20 protein-coding genes are annotated in these 16,110 nt (G+C 51.3%); 14 read left to right on the forward strand and 6 right to left on the reverse strand.

Annotation, left to right across the window (positions count from 1 at the left end):
* Window positions 1-273: 273 nt before the first annotated feature.
* The 9 genes from J2T37_RS10685 to J2T37_RS10725 all read left to right on the forward strand — a co-directional run bounded on the left by J2T37_RS10685 (window position 274) and on the right by J2T37_RS10725 (window position 7,431).
* Window positions 274-531, forward strand: coding sequence for a hypothetical protein (locus J2T37_RS10685; protein WP_253355777.1), 258 nt, complete (start codon window positions 274-276; stop codon window positions 529-531).
* A 103-nt stretch (window positions 532-634) separates the two neighbouring features.
* A complete protein-coding gene (gene lpdA / locus J2T37_RS10690; protein WP_253355779.1) occupies window positions 635-2,068 on the forward strand; it encodes a dihydrolipoyl dehydrogenase in 1,434 nt (477 codons plus the stop codon).
* A 212-nt stretch (window positions 2,069-2,280) separates the two neighbouring features.
* Window positions 2,281-2,568, forward strand: a complete 288-nt coding sequence (locus tag J2T37_RS10695; RefSeq protein ID WP_253355782.1) for a hypothetical protein — start codon at window positions 2,281-2,283, stop codon at window positions 2,566-2,568.
* Between the two features lie 46 nt (window positions 2,569-2,614).
* Window positions 2,615-3,784: an ADP-forming succinate--CoA ligase subunit beta gene (gene sucC, locus J2T37_RS10700; protein ID WP_253355784.1), complete on the forward strand. Its 1,170-nt coding sequence runs from the start codon at window positions 2,615-2,617 to the stop codon at window positions 3,782-3,784.
* Between the two features lie 9 nt (window positions 3,785-3,793).
* Window positions 3,794-4,684, forward strand: coding sequence for a succinate--CoA ligase subunit alpha (sucD, locus tag J2T37_RS10705; protein ID WP_253355786.1), 891 nt, complete (start codon window positions 3,794-3,796; stop codon window positions 4,682-4,684).
* A 237-nt stretch (window positions 4,685-4,921) separates the two neighbouring features.
* The gene (locus J2T37_RS10710) at window positions 4,922-5,356 is read left to right on the forward strand and encodes a DUF883 family protein (RefSeq protein ID WP_253355788.1); all 435 of its coding nucleotides are present in this window, start codon (window positions 4,922-4,924) and stop codon (window positions 5,354-5,356) included.
* Between the two features lie 112 nt (window positions 5,357-5,468).
* A complete protein-coding gene (locus tag J2T37_RS10715) occupies window positions 5,469-5,873 on the forward strand; it encodes a phage holin family protein (protein ID WP_253355790.1) in 405 nt (134 codons plus the stop codon).
* The gene (locus J2T37_RS10720) at window positions 5,866-6,150 is read left to right on the forward strand and encodes a hypothetical protein (RefSeq protein ID WP_253355793.1); all 285 of its coding nucleotides are present in this window, start codon (window positions 5,866-5,868) and stop codon (window positions 6,148-6,150) included. Before J2T37_RS10715 ends, J2T37_RS10720 begins: the two co-directional genes overlap by 8 nt.
* Window positions 6,151-6,312: 162 nt before the next feature.
* Window positions 6,313-7,431, forward strand: a complete 1,119-nt coding sequence (locus J2T37_RS10725) for a porin (RefSeq protein ID WP_253355795.1) — start codon at window positions 6,313-6,315, stop codon at window positions 7,429-7,431.
* 54 nt (window positions 7,432-7,485) lie between these two features.
* Here J2T37_RS10725 and cueR read toward each other — a convergent pair whose 3' ends face one another.
* On the reverse strand, window positions 7,486-7,896 hold the full coding sequence (gene cueR, locus J2T37_RS10730) for a Cu(I)-responsive transcriptional regulator (protein WP_253355797.1): 411 nt from the start codon (window positions 7,894-7,896) through the stop codon (window positions 7,486-7,488).
* A gap of 132 nt (window positions 7,897-8,028) precedes the next feature.
* Window positions 8,029-8,640: a CNP1-like family protein gene (locus J2T37_RS10735; RefSeq protein ID WP_253355799.1), complete on the reverse strand. Its 612-nt coding sequence runs from the start codon at window positions 8,638-8,640 to the stop codon at window positions 8,029-8,031.
* A 111-nt stretch (window positions 8,641-8,751) separates the two neighbouring features.
* On the opposite strand from J2T37_RS10735, the gene J2T37_RS10740 reads away from it, so the two are divergent.
* The 3 genes from J2T37_RS10740 to pyrC all read left to right on the forward strand — a co-directional run bounded on the left by J2T37_RS10740 (window position 8,752) and on the right by pyrC (window position 10,717).
* The gene (locus J2T37_RS10740) at window positions 8,752-8,976 is read left to right on the forward strand and encodes a sulfurtransferase TusA family protein (RefSeq protein ID WP_253355801.1); all 225 of its coding nucleotides are present in this window, start codon (window positions 8,752-8,754) and stop codon (window positions 8,974-8,976) included.
* Between the two features lie 12 nt (window positions 8,977-8,988).
* The gene (locus J2T37_RS10745; protein ID WP_253355803.1) at window positions 8,989-9,579 is read left to right on the forward strand and encodes an NMCC_0638 family (lipo)protein; all 591 of its coding nucleotides are present in this window, start codon (window positions 8,989-8,991) and stop codon (window positions 9,577-9,579) included.
* Between the two features lie 100 nt (window positions 9,580-9,679).
* Entirely contained in the window at window positions 9,680-10,717 is a 1,038-nt protein-coding gene (gene pyrC / locus J2T37_RS10750) for a dihydroorotase (RefSeq protein ID WP_253355806.1), read from the forward strand.
* Window positions 10,718-10,822: 105 nt separating this feature from the next.
* Here pyrC and nusB read toward each other — a convergent pair whose 3' ends face one another.
* From nusB to J2T37_RS10765, 3 genes are all read right to left on the reverse strand, one after another.
* Window positions 10,823-11,251 carry a transcription antitermination factor NusB gene (nusB, locus tag J2T37_RS10755; protein ID WP_253355808.1) on the reverse strand — a complete coding sequence of 143 codons (429 nt, stop codon included), beginning with the start codon at window positions 11,249-11,251 and terminating at the stop codon, window positions 10,823-10,825.
* Between the two features lie 221 nt (window positions 11,252-11,472).
* The gene (gene ribH, locus J2T37_RS10760) at window positions 11,473-11,952 is read right to left on the reverse strand and encodes a 6,7-dimethyl-8-ribityllumazine synthase (protein WP_253355810.1); all 480 of its coding nucleotides are present in this window, start codon (window positions 11,950-11,952) and stop codon (window positions 11,473-11,475) included.
* A gap of 93 nt (window positions 11,953-12,045) precedes the next feature.
* On the reverse strand, window positions 12,046-12,369 hold the full coding sequence (locus J2T37_RS10765) for a DUF2185 domain-containing protein (protein WP_253355811.1): 324 nt from the start codon (window positions 12,367-12,369) through the stop codon (window positions 12,046-12,048).
* 217 nt (window positions 12,370-12,586) lie between these two features.
* Here J2T37_RS10765 and rnc point away from each other — a divergent pair, with 217 nt between their 5' ends.
* Window positions 12,587-13,303: a ribonuclease III gene (gene rnc / locus J2T37_RS10770; RefSeq protein WP_253355812.1), complete on the forward strand. Its 717-nt coding sequence runs from the start codon at window positions 12,587-12,589 to the stop codon at window positions 13,301-13,303.
* Between the two features lie 78 nt (window positions 13,304-13,381).
* Window positions 13,382-14,311 (forward strand): GTPase Era, encoded by a 930-nt coding sequence (gene era / locus J2T37_RS10775; protein ID WP_253355813.1) that lies wholly within the window; start codon window positions 13,382-13,384, stop codon window positions 14,309-14,311.
* A 301-nt stretch (window positions 14,312-14,612) separates the two neighbouring features.
* Here era and coaBC read toward each other — a convergent pair whose 3' ends face one another.
* A complete protein-coding gene (coaBC, locus tag J2T37_RS10780) occupies window positions 14,613-15,794 on the reverse strand; it encodes a bifunctional phosphopantothenoylcysteine decarboxylase/phosphopantothenate--cysteine ligase CoaBC (protein ID WP_253355814.1) in 1,182 nt (393 codons plus the stop codon).
* Window positions 15,795-16,110: the final 316 nt, after the last annotated feature.

A 16,110-nucleotide genomic window follows, 5' to 3' on the forward strand; every position in this document is an offset into this window, starting at 1 on the left:
AGCTTGTTTTGCTTATAAGGGCTCAGTCGACTTTTTTTCATGGGATTTATTCTAAATGATTTTGAATAAATCTAGTTATCTAGTACAGCCCCTAAAAAAATGCTGTTGCTGATTGGTCTTATGGGTGTCATACATGAATTGGAAGAAATTGGCGACCAGTATAAGGGATTGGTCATGGTGCCGGACATTGAGGATAGCAAACAAAGCATTGGCGCTGAATGACGGCAAGGCCGTCTGAAATCTGACTCAAACACATTTCAAGAAAGGCTGAATATGAAAATCATGTTATATTTACCCTTATTGCTGCTGGCGGCCTGCGCCTCCATGCAGGGTAAGGAATATTCCGTAGCGGCGTATAACAGCCAAGGCAGGCAGCTGAACAAAGTTGTCGAACTCGACAGCAACAAAGCGGGTATCCCGATTGCGCGCGACAGCTTGTGCAAAACGTATCCGAATGCGACCATTCGGGTATACAACAATATTACCCGTCAGGAATTGAAAGAATACAGTCCGTATTCCTGCCGCCGTTAATTCATCGGCAGAACCCGTATGTCAGAAGGGCCGTCTGAAACGAATGCGTCAGGCGGGTATGTTCATTTTCCGGCTTTCGCCGGCATTCATTAAGGAAGCAGATATGTCTCAATATGATGTAGTCGTGATTGGTGCAGGTCCGGGCGGATATGTGGCCGCCATCCGTGCTGCGCAGCTCGGTTTCAAAACAGCCTGTATTGATGCAGGCGTCAACAAAGCGGGCGATGCGCCGGCTTTGGGCGGTACCTGTTTGAACGTCGGCTGTATCCCGTCTAAAGCGCTGTTGCAATCTTCCGAGCATTTTCATGCCGCGCAGCATGATTTTGCCGAACACGGTATCAGCGTGGGCGAATTGAAATTCGATGCGGCTAAAATGATTGAACGCAAAGACGGCATTGTGACCAAGCTGACCGACGGCGTACAGTTTCTGTTTAAGAAAAACAAAATCACCAGCCTGCACGGTACCGGCAGCTTTGTCGGCAAAAACGGCGATGCCTACCAAATCGAAGTGGACAATAAAGGCGAAAAAACCGTTGTCGAAGCGAAAAATGTGATTGTGGCCACCGGTTCTGTGCCGCGTCCGCTGTCGCAGATTGCGATTGATAATGTGAATGTATTGGACAATACCGGCGCATTGAACCTGACCGAAGTACCCGCCAAATTGGGCGTAATCGGTGCGGGTGTAATTGGTTTGGAAATGGGCTTGGTATGGCGTCGCGTCGGCGCAGAAGTGACCATTTTGGAAGCCATGCCGACTTTCTTGGCAGCAGCCGACCAGCAGATTGCCCGCGAAGCCTTGCGTTATTTCACCAAAGAGCAAGGCATGGTGATTGAGTTGGGCGCGAAAATCGGCGACATCAGCTCCGACGACAAAGGCGTGACCGTCAACTATGAAATCGCCAAAGGCGAAGCGAAAACCGAAACTTTCGACAAACTCATCGTGGCCATCGGCCGTATCCCGAACACCACCGGCCTGAATGCCGAAGCCGTAGGCTTGGAAAAAGACGAGCGCGGTTTTGTGAAAGTGGATGACGAGTGCCGCACCAATCTGCCGAATGTGTGGGCGATTGGCGATGTGGTGCGCGGCCCGATGTTGGCGCACAAAGCCAGCGACGAAGGCGTGGCCGTGGCCGAGCGCATTGCCGGTCAAAAACCGCATATTGATTTCAACAGCGTTCCGTTTGTGATTTACACCGATCCGGAAATCGCATGGGTCGGCAAAACCGAAGAGCAGCTTAAAGCCGAAGGCGTGGCCTACAAAAAAGGCACGTCTATGTTTGGCGCCAACGGTCGTGCATTGGCAATGGGCAAAGCCAAAGGTACGGTGAAAATTTTGGCGGCAGCCGATACCGACCGTATTTTAGGTGTGCACATGGTTGGGCCGGTGGTAAGCGAGCTGATTTCCGAAGGCGTAACCGGCCTCGAATTCTCCGCCAGCAGCGAAGATATTGCCCGCGTGATTCATGCCCACCCGACCTTGTCGGAAGTGGTGCATGAGGCTTCTTTGGCTGTGGAAAAACGCGCTTTGCACGGCTAATCTGTTAGCGGTATGACGCATAGGCCGTCTGAACATCGGATAAGGTATAATCCATGCCTTTGCCGTTTGTTCAGACGGCCTTTTGCATGATGAAAGGCTGTGCGCATAAATACACTTATGCACGCCGGTTCTTAAAATAGACAGATATGAATATATGGCAGAGGTCAAATCTGTTTTATAATCTTTACCTGATTTTCAGACGGCATTAAGATATGAACAAAGAAATCATCGGCATTATCTTCCTGCCGACAGGCATTATCATGATGTGTATGGCGGCTTTGTGGCAGCTTTATGTGATGATGACCGAAACCTATACCTTAAATCGCTATAAAGACAAACAGTTGGTTTGGCGCGTTGCGGCTTTATTTTTCAGTTTCAGTTTGGCCGTCTATTGGCTTTGCCCGAATGCCCGTAAAAAAGGGGTGATTTTTTTGCTGTTGGGTGCAGGCGGCGCGGTTTTGTATCTGCTGGCGCGCGCATGGCTGCCGTTTAGCAAATAAAGCAGCAAACGCAACGGTCATACCGAAAGATTAAAAGGATAACTTTATGAATTTACATGAGTATCAGGCTAAAGCGCTGCTGGCGGCTTACGGTCTGCCCGTGCAACAGGGCATTCTGGCACACAACGGCAAAGAAGCCGCCGAAGCCTATGAGCAATTGGGCGGGCAGTTTGCAGTGGTTAAGGCGCAGGTGCATGCCGGCGGGCGCGGCAAAGCCGGTGGGGTTAAAGTGGTAAAGAGCCGCGAAGAAGCCCAAGCGGTTGCCGACAGCCTGATTGGTACAAATCTGGTTACTTACCAAACCGATGCCGACGGCCAGCCGGTTAACAGCGTTTTGGTGTGCGAAGACATGTATCCGGTCTGCGCCGAATTGTATTTGGGCGCAGTGGCGGATCGTTCCAGCCGCCGCGTGACTTTTATGGCCTCGACCGAGGGCGGCGTGGAAATCGAAAAGGTAGCGGCCGAAACGCCGGAGAAAATTTTTAAAGTGGTGGTTGACCCGCTGGTCGGCCTTCTGCCTTACCAAGCGCGTGAGTTGGCTTTTGATTTGGGCTTGAAAGACAAGCAAATCAATCAGTTTGCCAAACTGATGACCGGCGCGTACCGTGCTTTTGTGGAAAACGATTTTTCGCTGTTTGAGGTCAATCCGCTGGCTATTCGCGAAAGCGGCGAGCTGGTCTGCGTGGACGCAAAAATCAATATTGATGGTAACGCATTATACCGTTTGCCGAAAATTACCGCTTTACGCGATAAATCGCAAGAAAACGAGCGCGAATGCAAAGCTTCTGAATTTGGTTTGAATTATGTGGCGCTGGATGGCAACATCGGCTGCATGGTTAATGGCGCAGGTTTGGCGATGGCAACGATGGACATCATCAAACTAAAAGGCGGCAGCCCGGCCAACTTTTTGGATGTGGGTGGTAGCTCGACCAAGGAGCGCGTGGCGGAGGCGTTTAAATTGATTTTGGACGACGAAACCGTCAAAGGGATTTTAATCAATATTTTCGGCGGTATCGTGCGCTGCGACATGATTGCCGAGGCGATTGTGGCGGCGGTCAAAGAAGTGAACGTGACCGTGCCGGTGGTGGTGCGCTTGGAAGGCAACAATGCCGAGCAGGGTGTGGCTACGCTGAAAGCTTCGGGTTTGAAACTGATTCCGGCAGAGGGCTTGAACGACGCTGCCGAAAAAATCATTGCTGCGGTCAACGCTGCCTAAGGAGACAAAATGAGCGTATTGGCGAATAAAGACACCAAAGTCTTGGTGCAGGGTTTTACCGGTAAAAACGGTACGTTCCACTCCGAGCAGTCGCTGGCTTACGGCACGCAAATTGTCGGCGGGGTCACGCCGGGCAAGGGCGGGCAGGTTCATTTGGGCTTGCCGGTATTCAATACCATGAAAGAGGCGGTAAAAGAAACCGGCGCGGACGCTTCGGTGATTTACGTGCCTGCGCCGTTTGTCTTGGATTCCGTGATTGAGGCGGTGGATTCCGGTGTCGGCCTGATTGTGGTGATTACCGAAGGCGTGCCGACTTTAGACATGCTGAAGGTTAAACGCTATCTGGAAACCAACGGTAACGGCACGCGCTTGGTCGGCCCCAACTGCCCGGGCGTGATTACGCCGGGCGAGTGCAAAATCGGCATTATGCCGGGTCATATCCATATGCCCGGCCGGATTGGGATTATTTCCCGTTCCGGTACGCTGACCTACGAAGCCGTGGCGCAAACCACCCAGCTGGGTTTGGGGCAGTCAACCTGTATCGGTATCGGCGGCGACCCGATTCCCGGCCTGAACCAAATCGATGCCTTGCAGCTGTTTCAAGACGATCCGGATACCGACGCGATTATCTTAATCGGCGAAATCGGCGGCACGGCAGAAGAAGAAGCGGCCGAGTTTATCCAGTCTAATGTAACTAAGCCGGTGGTCGGCTACATCGCAGGCGTAACCGCGCCTAAAGGCAAACGCATGGGGCACGCCGGCGCGATTATCGCAGGCGGCAAGGGCACGGCGCAGGAAAAATTCGCCGCGTTTGAAAAAGCCGGTATCGCCTATACCCGCAGTCCGGCTGAATTGGGCAGCACGATGTTGGAAGTTTTGAAACATAAGGGTTTGTTGTAAATCCGGCTTATGATGTTAAGAGCGAGGCCGTCTGAAATTTGATGATTTCCGCTACGCGGTAGGCGTTAAAACGCAATCAAAGATTGCTGTAACGCCGTGCAGACGGCCTTATCTTATCCGCCGTGCGCAAATCTTTACACGTTAACAGATTAACTTTAGGCAATCCGGCTTGTACCTGCATACAAAAATTTCTATACTGAATCAATCTTAAACGCTTCCAATACGAAGGAGAGTACCATGAGCAAACAAGATTTCGAATCCCGCCGCGATGCATTGTTGCAAGACATCCGCGAAGTGATGAACGATGTGGAAGAGTTGTACAACAACGGTTCGCAAGTGGCAGGCGAAAATGCCCAAGAAGCCAAAGCCAAATTGCAGGAAAAATTGGATACGGCCAAAGAACGCCTCAACCGCTTTGAAGCCGAAGCCGGTGAACGCCTGAAACACCACGCAGGTCGTGCGCGTGAAAAATTCGAGCACTTTGAAGAGCAGGCAGGCGAAAAATTCCGCCAAGGCAAACAACGTTTTGCCGAATTTGAAGCCGAGGCGGGCGAACAGGTTAAACGCCGTGCGAAACAGGCCGATGAAGCGGTGCATGAAAAACCGTATTACGCCATGGGTTTTGCGGCGCTGGCCGGTTTAGTTATCGGCGTTTTGCTGAACCGCCGTTGATTCGGTAAAATAAAACAGGTGAGGCCGTCTGAACGGATTCATAAAAATCAATGATTTTGCATGAATCTGTTCAGACGGCCTTTTGCCTATCAGCCGTTTGAAAAGGGAAAACATGAGCATCCGACAAAATATCGAACACGCCAAAGTGTTGTTCAATCAGGGTATTGATTTGCTGCTGCTACGCTTGCAGGTCTTAAATTTGGATTTGGCGGAGCAGGCCGGCAATGCCTTCCGTATGGCGGTATGGCTGGTGCTGGCGGCGGTTATGCTGCTGGTGGGGTTGTTCAGCCTGTTGTTGGGATTGGACAGGATTCTGGATGATAAACTTACGCCGTGGGTATTTTTTGGCATTTCGCTGTTTTGCCTGTTGATCATCGCCTTGGTATTCCGGCTGGTTTCTTGCTCGTGGCGCAAACAAAACAACCAAATCGCCGCTACATTGCGCGATATGCAAACCGATATTGCCTATCTGCGCGGCGAATTTGACGGCAAAGATAAGGGACGAAACCATGAATAAGCAACGCCAAGAAGCCAAAGAATTATTAGAGTTGGAAATCAAACTGACCCGGTTGAAAATTGCCGCGTCTTATCTGAAGCAGCAGCAAATGCAGGCCAAACAGACATCAGACGGCCAACCGCTGTGGCGTTTTCTGGATTTGGGCAGCGGTGTATCCGCGTTAAACCTGATTGAGCATACCGCCAAATTGCCGGTGAAACGCCAATACCGTTTTGGCGCTTTGGCGGCGTTGCTGGCGTTTAAGGTTTGGCAAAATTATGCGGTAAAGAAAAAATAAGCGTGCTTTTTGCTGTTTTAAGGTTTATTTGACAAAAGAATCCGACTGTCGAAATGCCGCTGTTGTGGTATAGCAGCAGAAAATTGGTTGGGTTAAGCAGACACTTGATTGCTTTTAATATATGTTATAGCATATCATTATTTTTCAAAGGGAGTAAAAATCATGCAAAAAGCAGTAATGGCATGGATATTGGCAGCTTTACCGTTAACCGTTGCGGCCGAAGTGACTCTATACGGCCAAATTAAAAGCAGCGTATCGGTTAACCAAGTCAAAATTAAAGGGGATTCGGGTACGGAAAAAAGCAGCACGTCAACCCGTATCAATGACAATACCTCACGTCTAGGTTTCAAGGGGAGCGAGCGCTTGAGCGGGGATGTGAAAGCGATTTGGCAGGTGGAGCAGCGGATTTCTGTTTTAGGCGATAAGTCCGGCTGGGCAACGCGGGATTCGTTTATCGGCTTGGAGGGTAAATTTGGCAAAATCCGTGCCGGCCATCTCAATAATCTGCTAAATGAAATGGATACCATTGATACGTGGATGGGTAATCCGAGCGCGACGTATTTGAGCATTTTTACCCGTACCGGCACGCGGACTACTTCGGTGCGCTATGACAGCCCGGCGTTTAAGGGCTGGAAATTGAACCTGCAATATGCGCCGCGTGATAATCAAAATGCCACCGATAAATATGCGTATGAAGTGGCCGGGCGCGATCAATATAACGTGGGCTTGATTTACGACAACGGCAAAGATTTTTTTGTGAAAACCGCATATAACCTGCGCAAAAACCGCGTCGGCTATCAAGACGGCCATATTGTCCGCGTGGAAACCGCTTATTTGCCGGACAAATTCTTTTTAGGCGCAGGCGTGCAATATGCCAAAGCCAATGAAAGCGGCAATACATATTTGAGCCATTTTTTAGACGGATTCGGCAGCTATAACGGCAATTCCCTGACTGTTGACAGCGGCAAAACCAAGGCTGTGAAAGTCGTTGACGCAGCGGTAACAGCCGGATACAACTTCGGCCATTTGCGCCCGCGCATTTCGTATGCTCACGGCTGGCCGGCAAAAGGTGTCGGCAGCGATAAGACGCTGGTGGATAAATTCGATCAAATCGTTGTCGGCGGCGATTACCGTTTCAGCAAACGCACCGCTTTACGCGGCCAGCTCGCTTACATGCGCGTGGGTGGCGATACGCAGCTTTATACCGATGGCAGCGGACAGTTGCATAAAGGCAAAGTTGAACAGACGGCGGCCACTTTGGGTCTGCACCATCGTTTTTAACGGTAAAAGTATGATTAGAAAAAACTGCCCGGATGTCGGGCAGTTTTTTATGGGTCAACAGGTGCAGCACGGAGGCTGCGCGTCTGATAAGGATTCGATAATCGGACAATCCGGGCTGTCATTGCCTTGGCAGCAATCGTGCCATTGTTGCAGGGTATCCGCCATTTTTTGCAAACGGCGGATTTTTTCTTGCAATGCGGCAATGTGTTCGGCGGTCAGCGCTTTGACTTCGGCGCTGGTGCGGTGCGGATTGTTTTTCAGTTGCAGCAGCGTTTGGATTTGCGCCAATGAAAAATCCACATCGCGCGCGTGTTTGATGAAGGCCAAAGTGTCTAAATCTTTTTCGCTGTATTGGCGGTAACCGGCTTCATTACGCTCGGCTGCGTGAATCAGACCGGATTTTTCATAATCGCGTATCATTTTGCTGCTCAAACCTGAGTGTCTGGCAATTTCGCTGATGTTCACAGTAGGTTCCTTTGGGAAGTTCTACTTGTACAATTATAGGCAGGCCGCTTAAAAATCAAGTCGTTAAAAAGGCCGTCTGAAAATACCGGTTTGCTGTTTTCAGACGGCCTCGGGCAGAATTTTCTGCTCGGATTATTTATCGTGATTCGCCATGGAAGTACCGTAGCGTCCGGCACGCTCGCGCAGCCGTTCGATTAAACCTTCTTGGGTGGTGGGTGTCCCGTCAACGCAGAAGGCGTTGTATAAAGTTGCCCGCAATTTATCGTTGCGGTTCATGGCAGAGCCGAGCGATTTCCATTCGGCGTTGCGCGGCTGAATCCAGCGTTTGTTGACGGTATCGCCGTAGCCGAAAATTTTATAGGAAGAACGCTTGTCTTCGCCGTAATCAAAGGTGCTGCGGGCGCAGAAAATGCCTTCGGCTGTCAGATTGTCGTAGCCTTGGGAGGATTGGGTATTGAGAATATAGCGGATACTGTTGTCGGGCGAGGGCATGATTTGAATGCTGCTCAACAGGATTTTCGGCTTCTTATCATAGGCAGCATCAACATAGATATCAAACCAGTCGCCCGATTTTGTATCGGGCAGAGGCGGCAGCGCCACTTCGGATTCTTTAAACTCGCGGGCGGCTTTTTCCGCTTCGCTTTCCTGATAACGGGTGTTGGTCAGCGTATCTTTGTCGCTGCGGGGCAGGGCGAAAGCAGAGGCGGCGGCAAGGGTAAGCAACAGCAGGCTGAAGCGGCGCATAAACAGGGTTCTCCGTATGAAAAGATGATTGCATTGTAGGGTTTGACCGGCATGGGTGCAAGCAAGTTGGGGTATAATTAACCAAATCTTAAATTGACTATCGAGTATCGGATGATGAACCAAACATTAGATGTAACCGGATTAAAATGCCCGCTGCCCATTTTGCGCGCCAAAAAAGCGCTGGCGCAGATGGAGCAGGGCGCGGTATTGACGGTTTTGGCGACCGACGGCGGCGCACCGGGCGATTTTGAAGCGTTTTGCCGCCAGACCGGACACGAATTACTGCAATCTAGCGAGGCTGACGGCGTGTTTACGCTGGTGGTCAAACACAAATAAGGCCGTCTGAATATGAATAAACGGTTGATGTTGCCCATGCTGGCTGTGTTGCTGGCAGCCTGCGGCAGCAGCGAAAAATCTGCCGAACAGAAAATCCAAGACGCGCAAACGGCGGTAGTGCTGTTTGCCGCCTCTTGCGCCGCCAATGACGGCCATCCGGCGCAAGTTGCGGCTTGGGCGGCGCAGCAGCAGGCAGGCGCGTTGACGCCGGAGCAAGTGAAGCAACTGCCGTTCGGCCTGATTGAACCCGACGCACAGGCCGTGTGGAAACTGGAAAAAAACGGTTCGGCTTTTTATCTGACGCTGACGGCGGACAGTTGCAGCCTCAAAGCGGAAAAAGCGGATGAGGCGACAGTGCGCAGCGAATTTGAAAAACTCTTGCGCCAAGGCAGAACAGGTGTCAATGTCGAATTGCGCATCGACAAAGCCACGCAAAGTCCGTTTCCGTTTAGCCAGCTTTCTTACGCTTGGCGGGCGGCGGGCAGCCCGGATGAAACGCTGCTGACCGCCAATACTTCGGTTTCCGACAAATTGCCCGCGCAGGCTGTGTTGACGCTGACTCATCAAAGTTATCAGAATACAGCACCTGTGTTATCTCAATAATAGGCAGCATTCAGACGGCCTTGCCGTATGGAGGCCGTCTGAAAAATAATTTACCCTATCTATTTGTTTAAATTAAATTTATCCAAGATTAAGGAACGCCATGCAAACCCTGACCATTATCCAGCCCGACGATATGCACTTACACCTGCGCGACGGTGACGCGCTCAAAGCCGTTGCACAATACTCCGCCCGCCAGATGGGTCGCGCGGTGATTATGCCCAACTTGAAACCACCCGTGGCAAGCGTGGCCGACGCATTGGCCTATAAGCAGCGCATTTTGGCGGCTTTGCCCGAAGGCAGTACATTCGAGCCGCTGATGACGCTGTATCTGACCGACAAAACCACGCCCGAATTGGTGCGCGAAGCCAAAGCCGCCGGTATTGTCGCGTTCAAACTTTATCCTGCCGGTGCGACCACCAATTCCGATTCCGGCGTGACCGATTTGTTCAAACTGATTCCGGTGTTGCAGGAAATTGCCGCGCAGGACATGCGCTTTTTGGTGCACGGCGAAGTTACCGATGCCGAGATTGATATTTTTGACCGCGAAGCGGCGTTTATCGAGCGCGTGATGAAACCGGTTTTTTCACAAGTACCTGATTTAAAAGTAGTATTTGAACACATTACCACCGCCGAAGCCGCCAAGCTGGTGTTGGAAGCAGGCGATAATGTCGCCGCCAGCGTGACCCCGCAGCATTTGCTGCTCAACCGCAACGATTTGCTGGTCGGTGGCGTGCGTCCGCACCATTTCTGTCTGCCGGTGTTGAAACGCGAAACCCACCGTCAGGCTTTGGTGGCCGCTGTTACCGGCGATAAAGCGCATAAATTTTTCTTGGGCACGGATTCCGCGCCGCACGCCAAGTCCGCCAAAGAAAACGCCTGCGGCTGCGCCGGTATGTTCAGCGCATTAACCGCCATCGAGCTGTATGCCGAGGTCTTTGATAATGCCGGTGCGCTGGACAAACTGGAAGCCTTCGCTTCGCAAAACGGCGCCCGTTTTTACGGTCTGCCGGAGAATACGCGCAAAATTACCTTGGTAAAACAGGCGCAGCAAGTACCTGACAGCCTGCCGTATGGCGACGGCGAAGTGTTGGTACCGATGCGGGCAGGCGGCGAAGTGGCTTGGTCGGTGCAGTATTAAGTTGTCCGGATAAAATGGCAAAAGGCCGTCTGAAACGGGATTTCCGTTTCAGACGGCCTTTTATTATTTTAGCGCACGCTGGTTGCGCAAATGATAGCAGCGAAATTAGGCGCCACGTTTCGGATCGTCGGGGCGCAGTTGCGCGGCGAGGCGGTCGAGAATACCGTTGACGAATTTGTGGCCGTCGGTACCGCCGAAGGTTTTGGTGACTTCGATGGCTTCGTTGATGATGACCGGATACGGGGTTTTCGGCATGGCGCTCAACTCGTGGCAGGCCATCAGCAAGACGGCGCGTTCAATCGGGCTGAGGTCTTTTTCGTCGCGGTCGAGCAGCGGGCGGATACGCTGCATGTATTCGGCTGCGTTGCTGCTGGTGCCGAAAAACAGTTTGGTAAACAGCTCTTCGTCGGCTTTTTCAAATTCGGGCAAGTCGCGGATGTTTTTGGCGACTTCGGGCGCGGCGGTGTGGTTGATGTTGGCTTGGTACAGGGCTTGTACCGCCAGTTCGCGGGCGCGGCGGCGAGGGGTTTTCATGGGAAATTCCTTATGGTTTGAAACGGGTTCAGACGGCCTTACAAGGGAAAGGCCGTCTGAAAATTTGGTGGCGGGTCATTCGGAGGTGGGTAGGGCGGGCAACTCGTGACCGCAGGCAATCCCGCACTCGGGATTGCCCACCGCAGCAACACGATAGAGCGATATGGGAATATCCGTTGCTTTCGGCAGACGGCGGGTTAAAGCCCAACCTACATCAAGTATTACTCGTCTTCGTCGTCAAACTGCTCTTCCAGCAGCAGGTTGACCAGATTGGCACACTCAACGGCAACTTTGGCGGCATCGCTGGCTTTTTCTTCGATACGCGCCACGGCTTGCTCGTCGTTTTCGGTGGTCAGGATGGCGTTGGCAATCGGGATGTTGTGATCCAAACCAACGCGGGTTACGCCGGCACCGGATTCGTTGGAAACCAGCTCGAAATGATAAGTTTCGCCGCGAATCACCACGCCGATGGCAATCAGCGCGTCGTATTGCTCGGAGGCGGCCATGTTTTGCAGAATCAGCGGCACTTCCAGCGCGCCAGGTACGGTGGCGACGGTGATGTCTTCTTCAGCCACGCCCAGTTCAATCAGGGTGCGGCAGCAGACTTTCAGCATTTCGCTGCCGATTTCGTTGGTAAAACGGGCTTGGACGATACCGATACGCAGTTGGTTGCCGTTTAAGTCGGGGGTAATGATGTTCATCATAAAATCCTTTGCAATGTTTTTTCAGACGGCCTTGCAATGGCCTTGCCGCCGTGAGGCCGTCTGAAAGATAAATCAAAAAAATGGAAAAACTTAATCTTGCGGCTGCCAGTCGGCAACGGCTTGAAATCCGCCCTCTTCGTTTAATTCCCATGCGCTGCCTTCCGGTTTGGTCAGCAGGGAGACGATGTCGGGGTTGTTTTTGGTGATGTCCGACATGCTGCACACGGTGAAATTGTCGGGATTGTCGGTGTATTCGTCGGTTTCGTCGCCGCTGAAAAAGCGCCAGCCGCTGTCGTGCTCAAACACGGGGGCTTCGCGGTAGAGGAAGCCGACCGGATCGCCTTGTTCGCTGACGGTTTTGGTGGCGATACAGCGGTTGAGTGCGACGGCTAACGCCTGAGCAAAAAGGTTCATCAATCTTCCGTTTGAAATAAGAGGGATTAAGTGCGGATTTTACACGATTCAGACGGCTTTAGCACCGAAAATCGGCGGATTTGCCGCGCTGCTGCAAACACAGGACGGGGTGTTTGATGATACAATAAGCCGTTCTTTGATGATTGTACAGCCTTAAAGTGTTTCCATATTCGGCGAGTATCGAAACGCGTTCGGGCTGCTTTTTTTGAAAGCCGCTATGAAATCCGACTTAATCAAACAGCAGGCGCACCGCGCCATTCAAAAATATCTGGGCTATGAATTCCTCAATCCCGAGCTGCTGCGCCAAGCGCTGACCCACCGCAGTTTCCATGCCAAAAACAACGAGCGTTTCGAGTTTGTTGGCGATGCGATTTTGAATTATACCGTAGCAAAAATGCTGTTTGACGCGTTTCCGAAGCTGACCGAGGGCGAGCTGTCGCGCTTGCGTGCCAATTTGGTGAACGAGGGCGTGTTGGCGGAAATCGCTCTGGAAATGAACGTCGGCGACGGCCTGTATTTGGGCACGGGCGAATTGAAAAGCGGCGGTTTCAGACGGCCTTCGATTCTGGCCGACGCAATGGAGGCGATGTTTGCCGCCGTCAGCTTTGACAGCGATTTCAATGCGGCGGAAAAAGTCGTGCGTCATCTGTTTGCCGGGCGCGTGAAATGCGTGGATTTTAAAAATCAGGGCAAAGACAACAAAACCTCTTTGCAGGAGGCGTTGCAGGCGCGGCGTTGGGCATTGCCGAAATACCGTATCGAAGAGCAAATCGGCCATGCCAACGACAGCCGTTTTGTCATTTCCTGCGATTTGGGCGAATTGGGCTTTATCTGCACCGCCGAGGGCGTCAGCCGCAAAGTGGCCGAGCAGGACGCGGCTAAAATCGCGCTGGCGTGGCTGGAGCAGCACCATCCGATGAAGCGTAAGAAATAGTTTATTTACACAGGCCGTCTGAACAGCCAAAACCATACTTTTTTCAGACGGCCTCAAACCATCAAACAGGCAGCAATCATGGATATTGAGACCTTTTTACACAACGAATCGCAGCGCAGCGCAGGCTACCGCTGCGGTTTTGTCGCCATTGTCGGCCGCCCCAACGTCGGTAAATCCACGCTGATGAACCACCTTATCGGTCAGAAAATCAGCATTACCAGCAAAAAAGCGCAAACCACGCGCAACCGCGTAACCGGTATTTATACCGACGATACCGCGCAATTTGTATTTGTGGACACGCCGGGTTTCCAAACCAACCATCGCAATGCGCTCAATGACCGCCTCAATCAAAATGTTACCGAAGCCCTGAGCGGTGTGGATGTGGTGGTGTTTGTGGTAGAGGCCATGCGTTTTACCGATGCCGACCGCGTGGTCATCAAGCAGCTGCCTAAGCATACGCCAGTGATTTTGGTGGTGAACAAAATCGACAAGGAAAAAGCTAAAGACAAATATGCGTTGCAGGCTTTTGTGGATGAAGTGTCGCAGGAGTTTGATTTTGCCGGACACGAAGTGGTCAGCGCCAAACACGGTTTGCGCATTGCCAACCTGTTGCAGATGTTGAAGCCGTATCTTCCCGAGAGCGTGCCAATGTATCCCGAGGATATGGTTACGGACAAATCCAGCCGTTTTCTGGCGATGGAAATCGTGCGCGAAAAACTGTTCCGCTATTTGGGCGAAGAGCTGCCCTATGCCATGAATGTGGAGGTCGAGCAGTTTGAGGAAACGCCGACCGGCATGTTAAACATCTACATTGCCGTATTGGTGGATAAAGACAGCCAAAAAGCGATTTTAATCGGCAAGGGTGGCGAACGCCTAAAAAAAATCTCCACCGAAGCGCGCTTGGATATGGAAAAGCTGTTTGAAGCCAAAGTATTTTTGAAAGTGTGGGTCAAGGTCAAATCCGGTTGGGCAGACGATATCCGTTTCTTAAGGGAATTGGGCTTATAAGGCGTTTCCCAAGATTAAACAAGGCCGTCTGAAAAACAGGAAACATTCTGTTTTTCAGACGGCCTTGTCCGTTTTGTATAGCTAATAAACTTTGAAATGCATACAAACATCAGGTGGCTGAGCATAGTCGAAGCCATGTCTGCGGCTTCGACTATGCTCAGCCACCTGTATGTAAAATATAACTTCTTAGCTATAGTCGTTTCACTTTAGCCTGATACAGCGTTGCTGCGCCTTGCCGTACTATTTGTACTGCCCGCGGCTTTTTCTGCTTTGTCTCAAACTAAATTGAAACGGCTATACTTTACAGCAACTGCGCCAAGCGTTTCACAATCTCTTCCGCCGCCTGCTGTTTGCTGCTTTCGGCAAATGAAGTTTCCTGTTTGTCATCAATAATGGTAATTTGATTGGTGGCTTTCCCCATCGCCTGCGATACCTGGTTGGCGACTAACATCGGAATATTTTTGCGCAGCCGTTTGGCGCGGGCATATTCCAATACGTTTTCACTTTCGGCCGCAAAACCGACGCAAAACGGCGGATTCGGCAAGGCGGCAACCGAGGCCAAAATATCGGGATTTTCTGCCAATTCAATCACGGGCGGCGTTCCCGTACCGTCTTTTTTCAGTTTTTGGGTGCTGCTGTTTTTGATTTTATAGTCGGCAACAGCAGCCACGGAAATAAATACGTCTTGTTGCGCAATATGACGGTGTACCGCATGATACATAGCTTCCGCGCTGACAGCCTGTTCGGTCAGAAACAGACCTGCGGGCAAGGCCGTTTGAATTTGTCCGTAAACCAGCGTAACCTGTGCACCGGCCATACGGCAGGCGCGCGCCAAGGCCATGCCCATCTGTCCGCTGGAAATATTGGTAATCCCGCGCACCGGATCGATGGCTTCAAAAGTCGCACCGGCAGTAATTAAGACTTTTTTGCCGTTTAATACTTTAGGTGTCCATAAATCAGGCAGTAAATCTGCCAATTCTGCCGCTTCCAATATCCTGCCAACGCCTACTTCGCCACATGCCTGTTCACCGCTGGCCGGCTGGAAGACGGTAATGCCGTCAGCAGCAAGCTGCCGCATATTGCGTTGGTTGGCCGGATTGAACCACATTTCCACATTCATGGCAGGTGCCACCGCGAGCGGACACGTACGCGCCGCCGCCAAATTGGTCAGCAGGTTGTCCGAGATTCCGTTGGCGATTTTTGCCAGCGTATTGGCAGTAGCCGGTGCAATCAAAAACACATCGGCCTTCCGCGTCAGATTGATATGCGCCATACCGTTACCGCCAGATTCGCCGCTGTGGGTATCCGATAACACCGGATTGCCGCTTAAAGCCTGGAAAGTCAGAGGCGAAACAAATTCCGCCGCCGCACGGCTCATGGCTACGGTAACCGAATGCCCCTGCTTTTTCAACAAGCGGACAAGTTCGCAGGATTTGTAGGCGGCAATACCGCCGCTGACGCCGAGGAGGATGTGTTTACTCATAAGATGACAATTAGAATCTGTATTGTGTGGGGAGAGAAAGATGAAATTGAATATAGCATGAATCAGCAAATAAAATCAGAAGAATTAAATTCTATATACTGCATGGACATACTAAAAATGAGGCATGAGGCTGTCTGAAACGATAAGATTTCAGACGGCCTTAAGGTTTGTTGAGCGGGTTAGGCTAGTATTTGAGTATTGCGGGCAAAAAGTTTAGAAAAAAAATTCTCAAATAAAACAGAGTAGTGTTAAATTTTTGTGAAGTTTTTAGTGTTTTTGAGTTGACGGGTTTTGGTGGTGGGGGTATAGTTCGGTT

This window comes from Neisseria perflava (genome assembly GCF_024170405.1).
GTDB lineage: Bacteria > Pseudomonadota > Gammaproteobacteria > Burkholderiales > Neisseriaceae > Neisseria > Neisseria perflava_B.

Bases quoted from the DNA above. Each gene is read 5' to 3' on its own strand.
- ribH (WP_253355810.1), bottom strand. From the start codon at position 11,952: ATGAACATCATTACCCCCGACTTAAACGGCAACCAACTGCGTATCGGT.
- era (WP_253355813.1), top strand. From the start codon at position 13,382: ATGGATATTGAGACCTTTTTACACAACGAATCGCAGCGCAGCGCAGGC.
- J2T37_RS10765 (WP_253355811.1), bottom strand. From the start codon at position 12,369: ATGAACCTTTTTGCTCAGGCGTTAGCCGTCGCACTCAACCGCTGTATC.
- J2T37_RS10745 (WP_253355803.1), top strand. From the start codon at position 8,989: ATGAATAAACGGTTGATGTTGCCCATGCTGGCTGTGTTGCTGGCAGCC.
- coaBC (WP_253355814.1), bottom strand. From the start codon at position 15,794: ATGAGTAAACACATCCTCCTCGGCGTCAGCGGCGGTATTGCCGCCTAC.
- sucD (WP_253355786.1), top strand. From the start codon at position 3,794: ATGAGCGTATTGGCGAATAAAGACACCAAAGTCTTGGTGCAGGGTTTT.
- J2T37_RS10715 (WP_253355790.1), top strand. From the start codon at position 5,469: ATGAGCATCCGACAAAATATCGAACACGCCAAAGTGTTGTTCAATCAG.
- sucC (WP_253355784.1), top strand. From the start codon at position 2,615: ATGAATTTACATGAGTATCAGGCTAAAGCGCTGCTGGCGGCTTACGGT.
- rnc (WP_253355812.1), top strand. From the start codon at position 12,587: ATGAAATCCGACTTAATCAAACAGCAGGCGCACCGCGCCATTCAAAAA.
- J2T37_RS10685 (WP_253355777.1), top strand. From the start codon at position 274: ATGAAAATCATGTTATATTTACCCTTATTGCTGCTGGCGGCCTGCGCC.
- pyrC (WP_253355806.1), top strand. From the start codon at position 9,680: ATGCAAACCCTGACCATTATCCAGCCCGACGATATGCACTTACACCTG.
- J2T37_RS10725 (WP_253355795.1), top strand. From the start codon at position 6,313: ATGCAAAAAGCAGTAATGGCATGGATATTGGCAGCTTTACCGTTAACC.
- J2T37_RS10695 (WP_253355782.1), top strand. From the start codon at position 2,281: ATGAACAAAGAAATCATCGGCATTATCTTCCTGCCGACAGGCATTATC.
- lpdA (WP_253355779.1), top strand. From the start codon at position 635: ATGTCTCAATATGATGTAGTCGTGATTGGTGCAGGTCCGGGCGGATAT.
- nusB (WP_253355808.1), bottom strand. From the start codon at position 11,251: ATGAAAACCCCTCGCCGCCGCGCCCGCGAACTGGCGGTACAAGCCCTG.
- J2T37_RS10740 (WP_253355801.1), top strand. From the start codon at position 8,752: ATGATGAACCAAACATTAGATGTAACCGGATTAAAATGCCCGCTGCCC.
- J2T37_RS10710 (WP_253355788.1), top strand. From the start codon at position 4,922: ATGAGCAAACAAGATTTCGAATCCCGCCGCGATGCATTGTTGCAAGAC.
- J2T37_RS10735 (WP_253355799.1), bottom strand. From the start codon at position 8,640: ATGCGCCGCTTCAGCCTGCTGTTGCTTACCCTTGCCGCCGCCTCTGCT.
- J2T37_RS10720 (WP_253355793.1), top strand. From the start codon at position 5,866: ATGAATAAGCAACGCCAAGAAGCCAAAGAATTATTAGAGTTGGAAATC.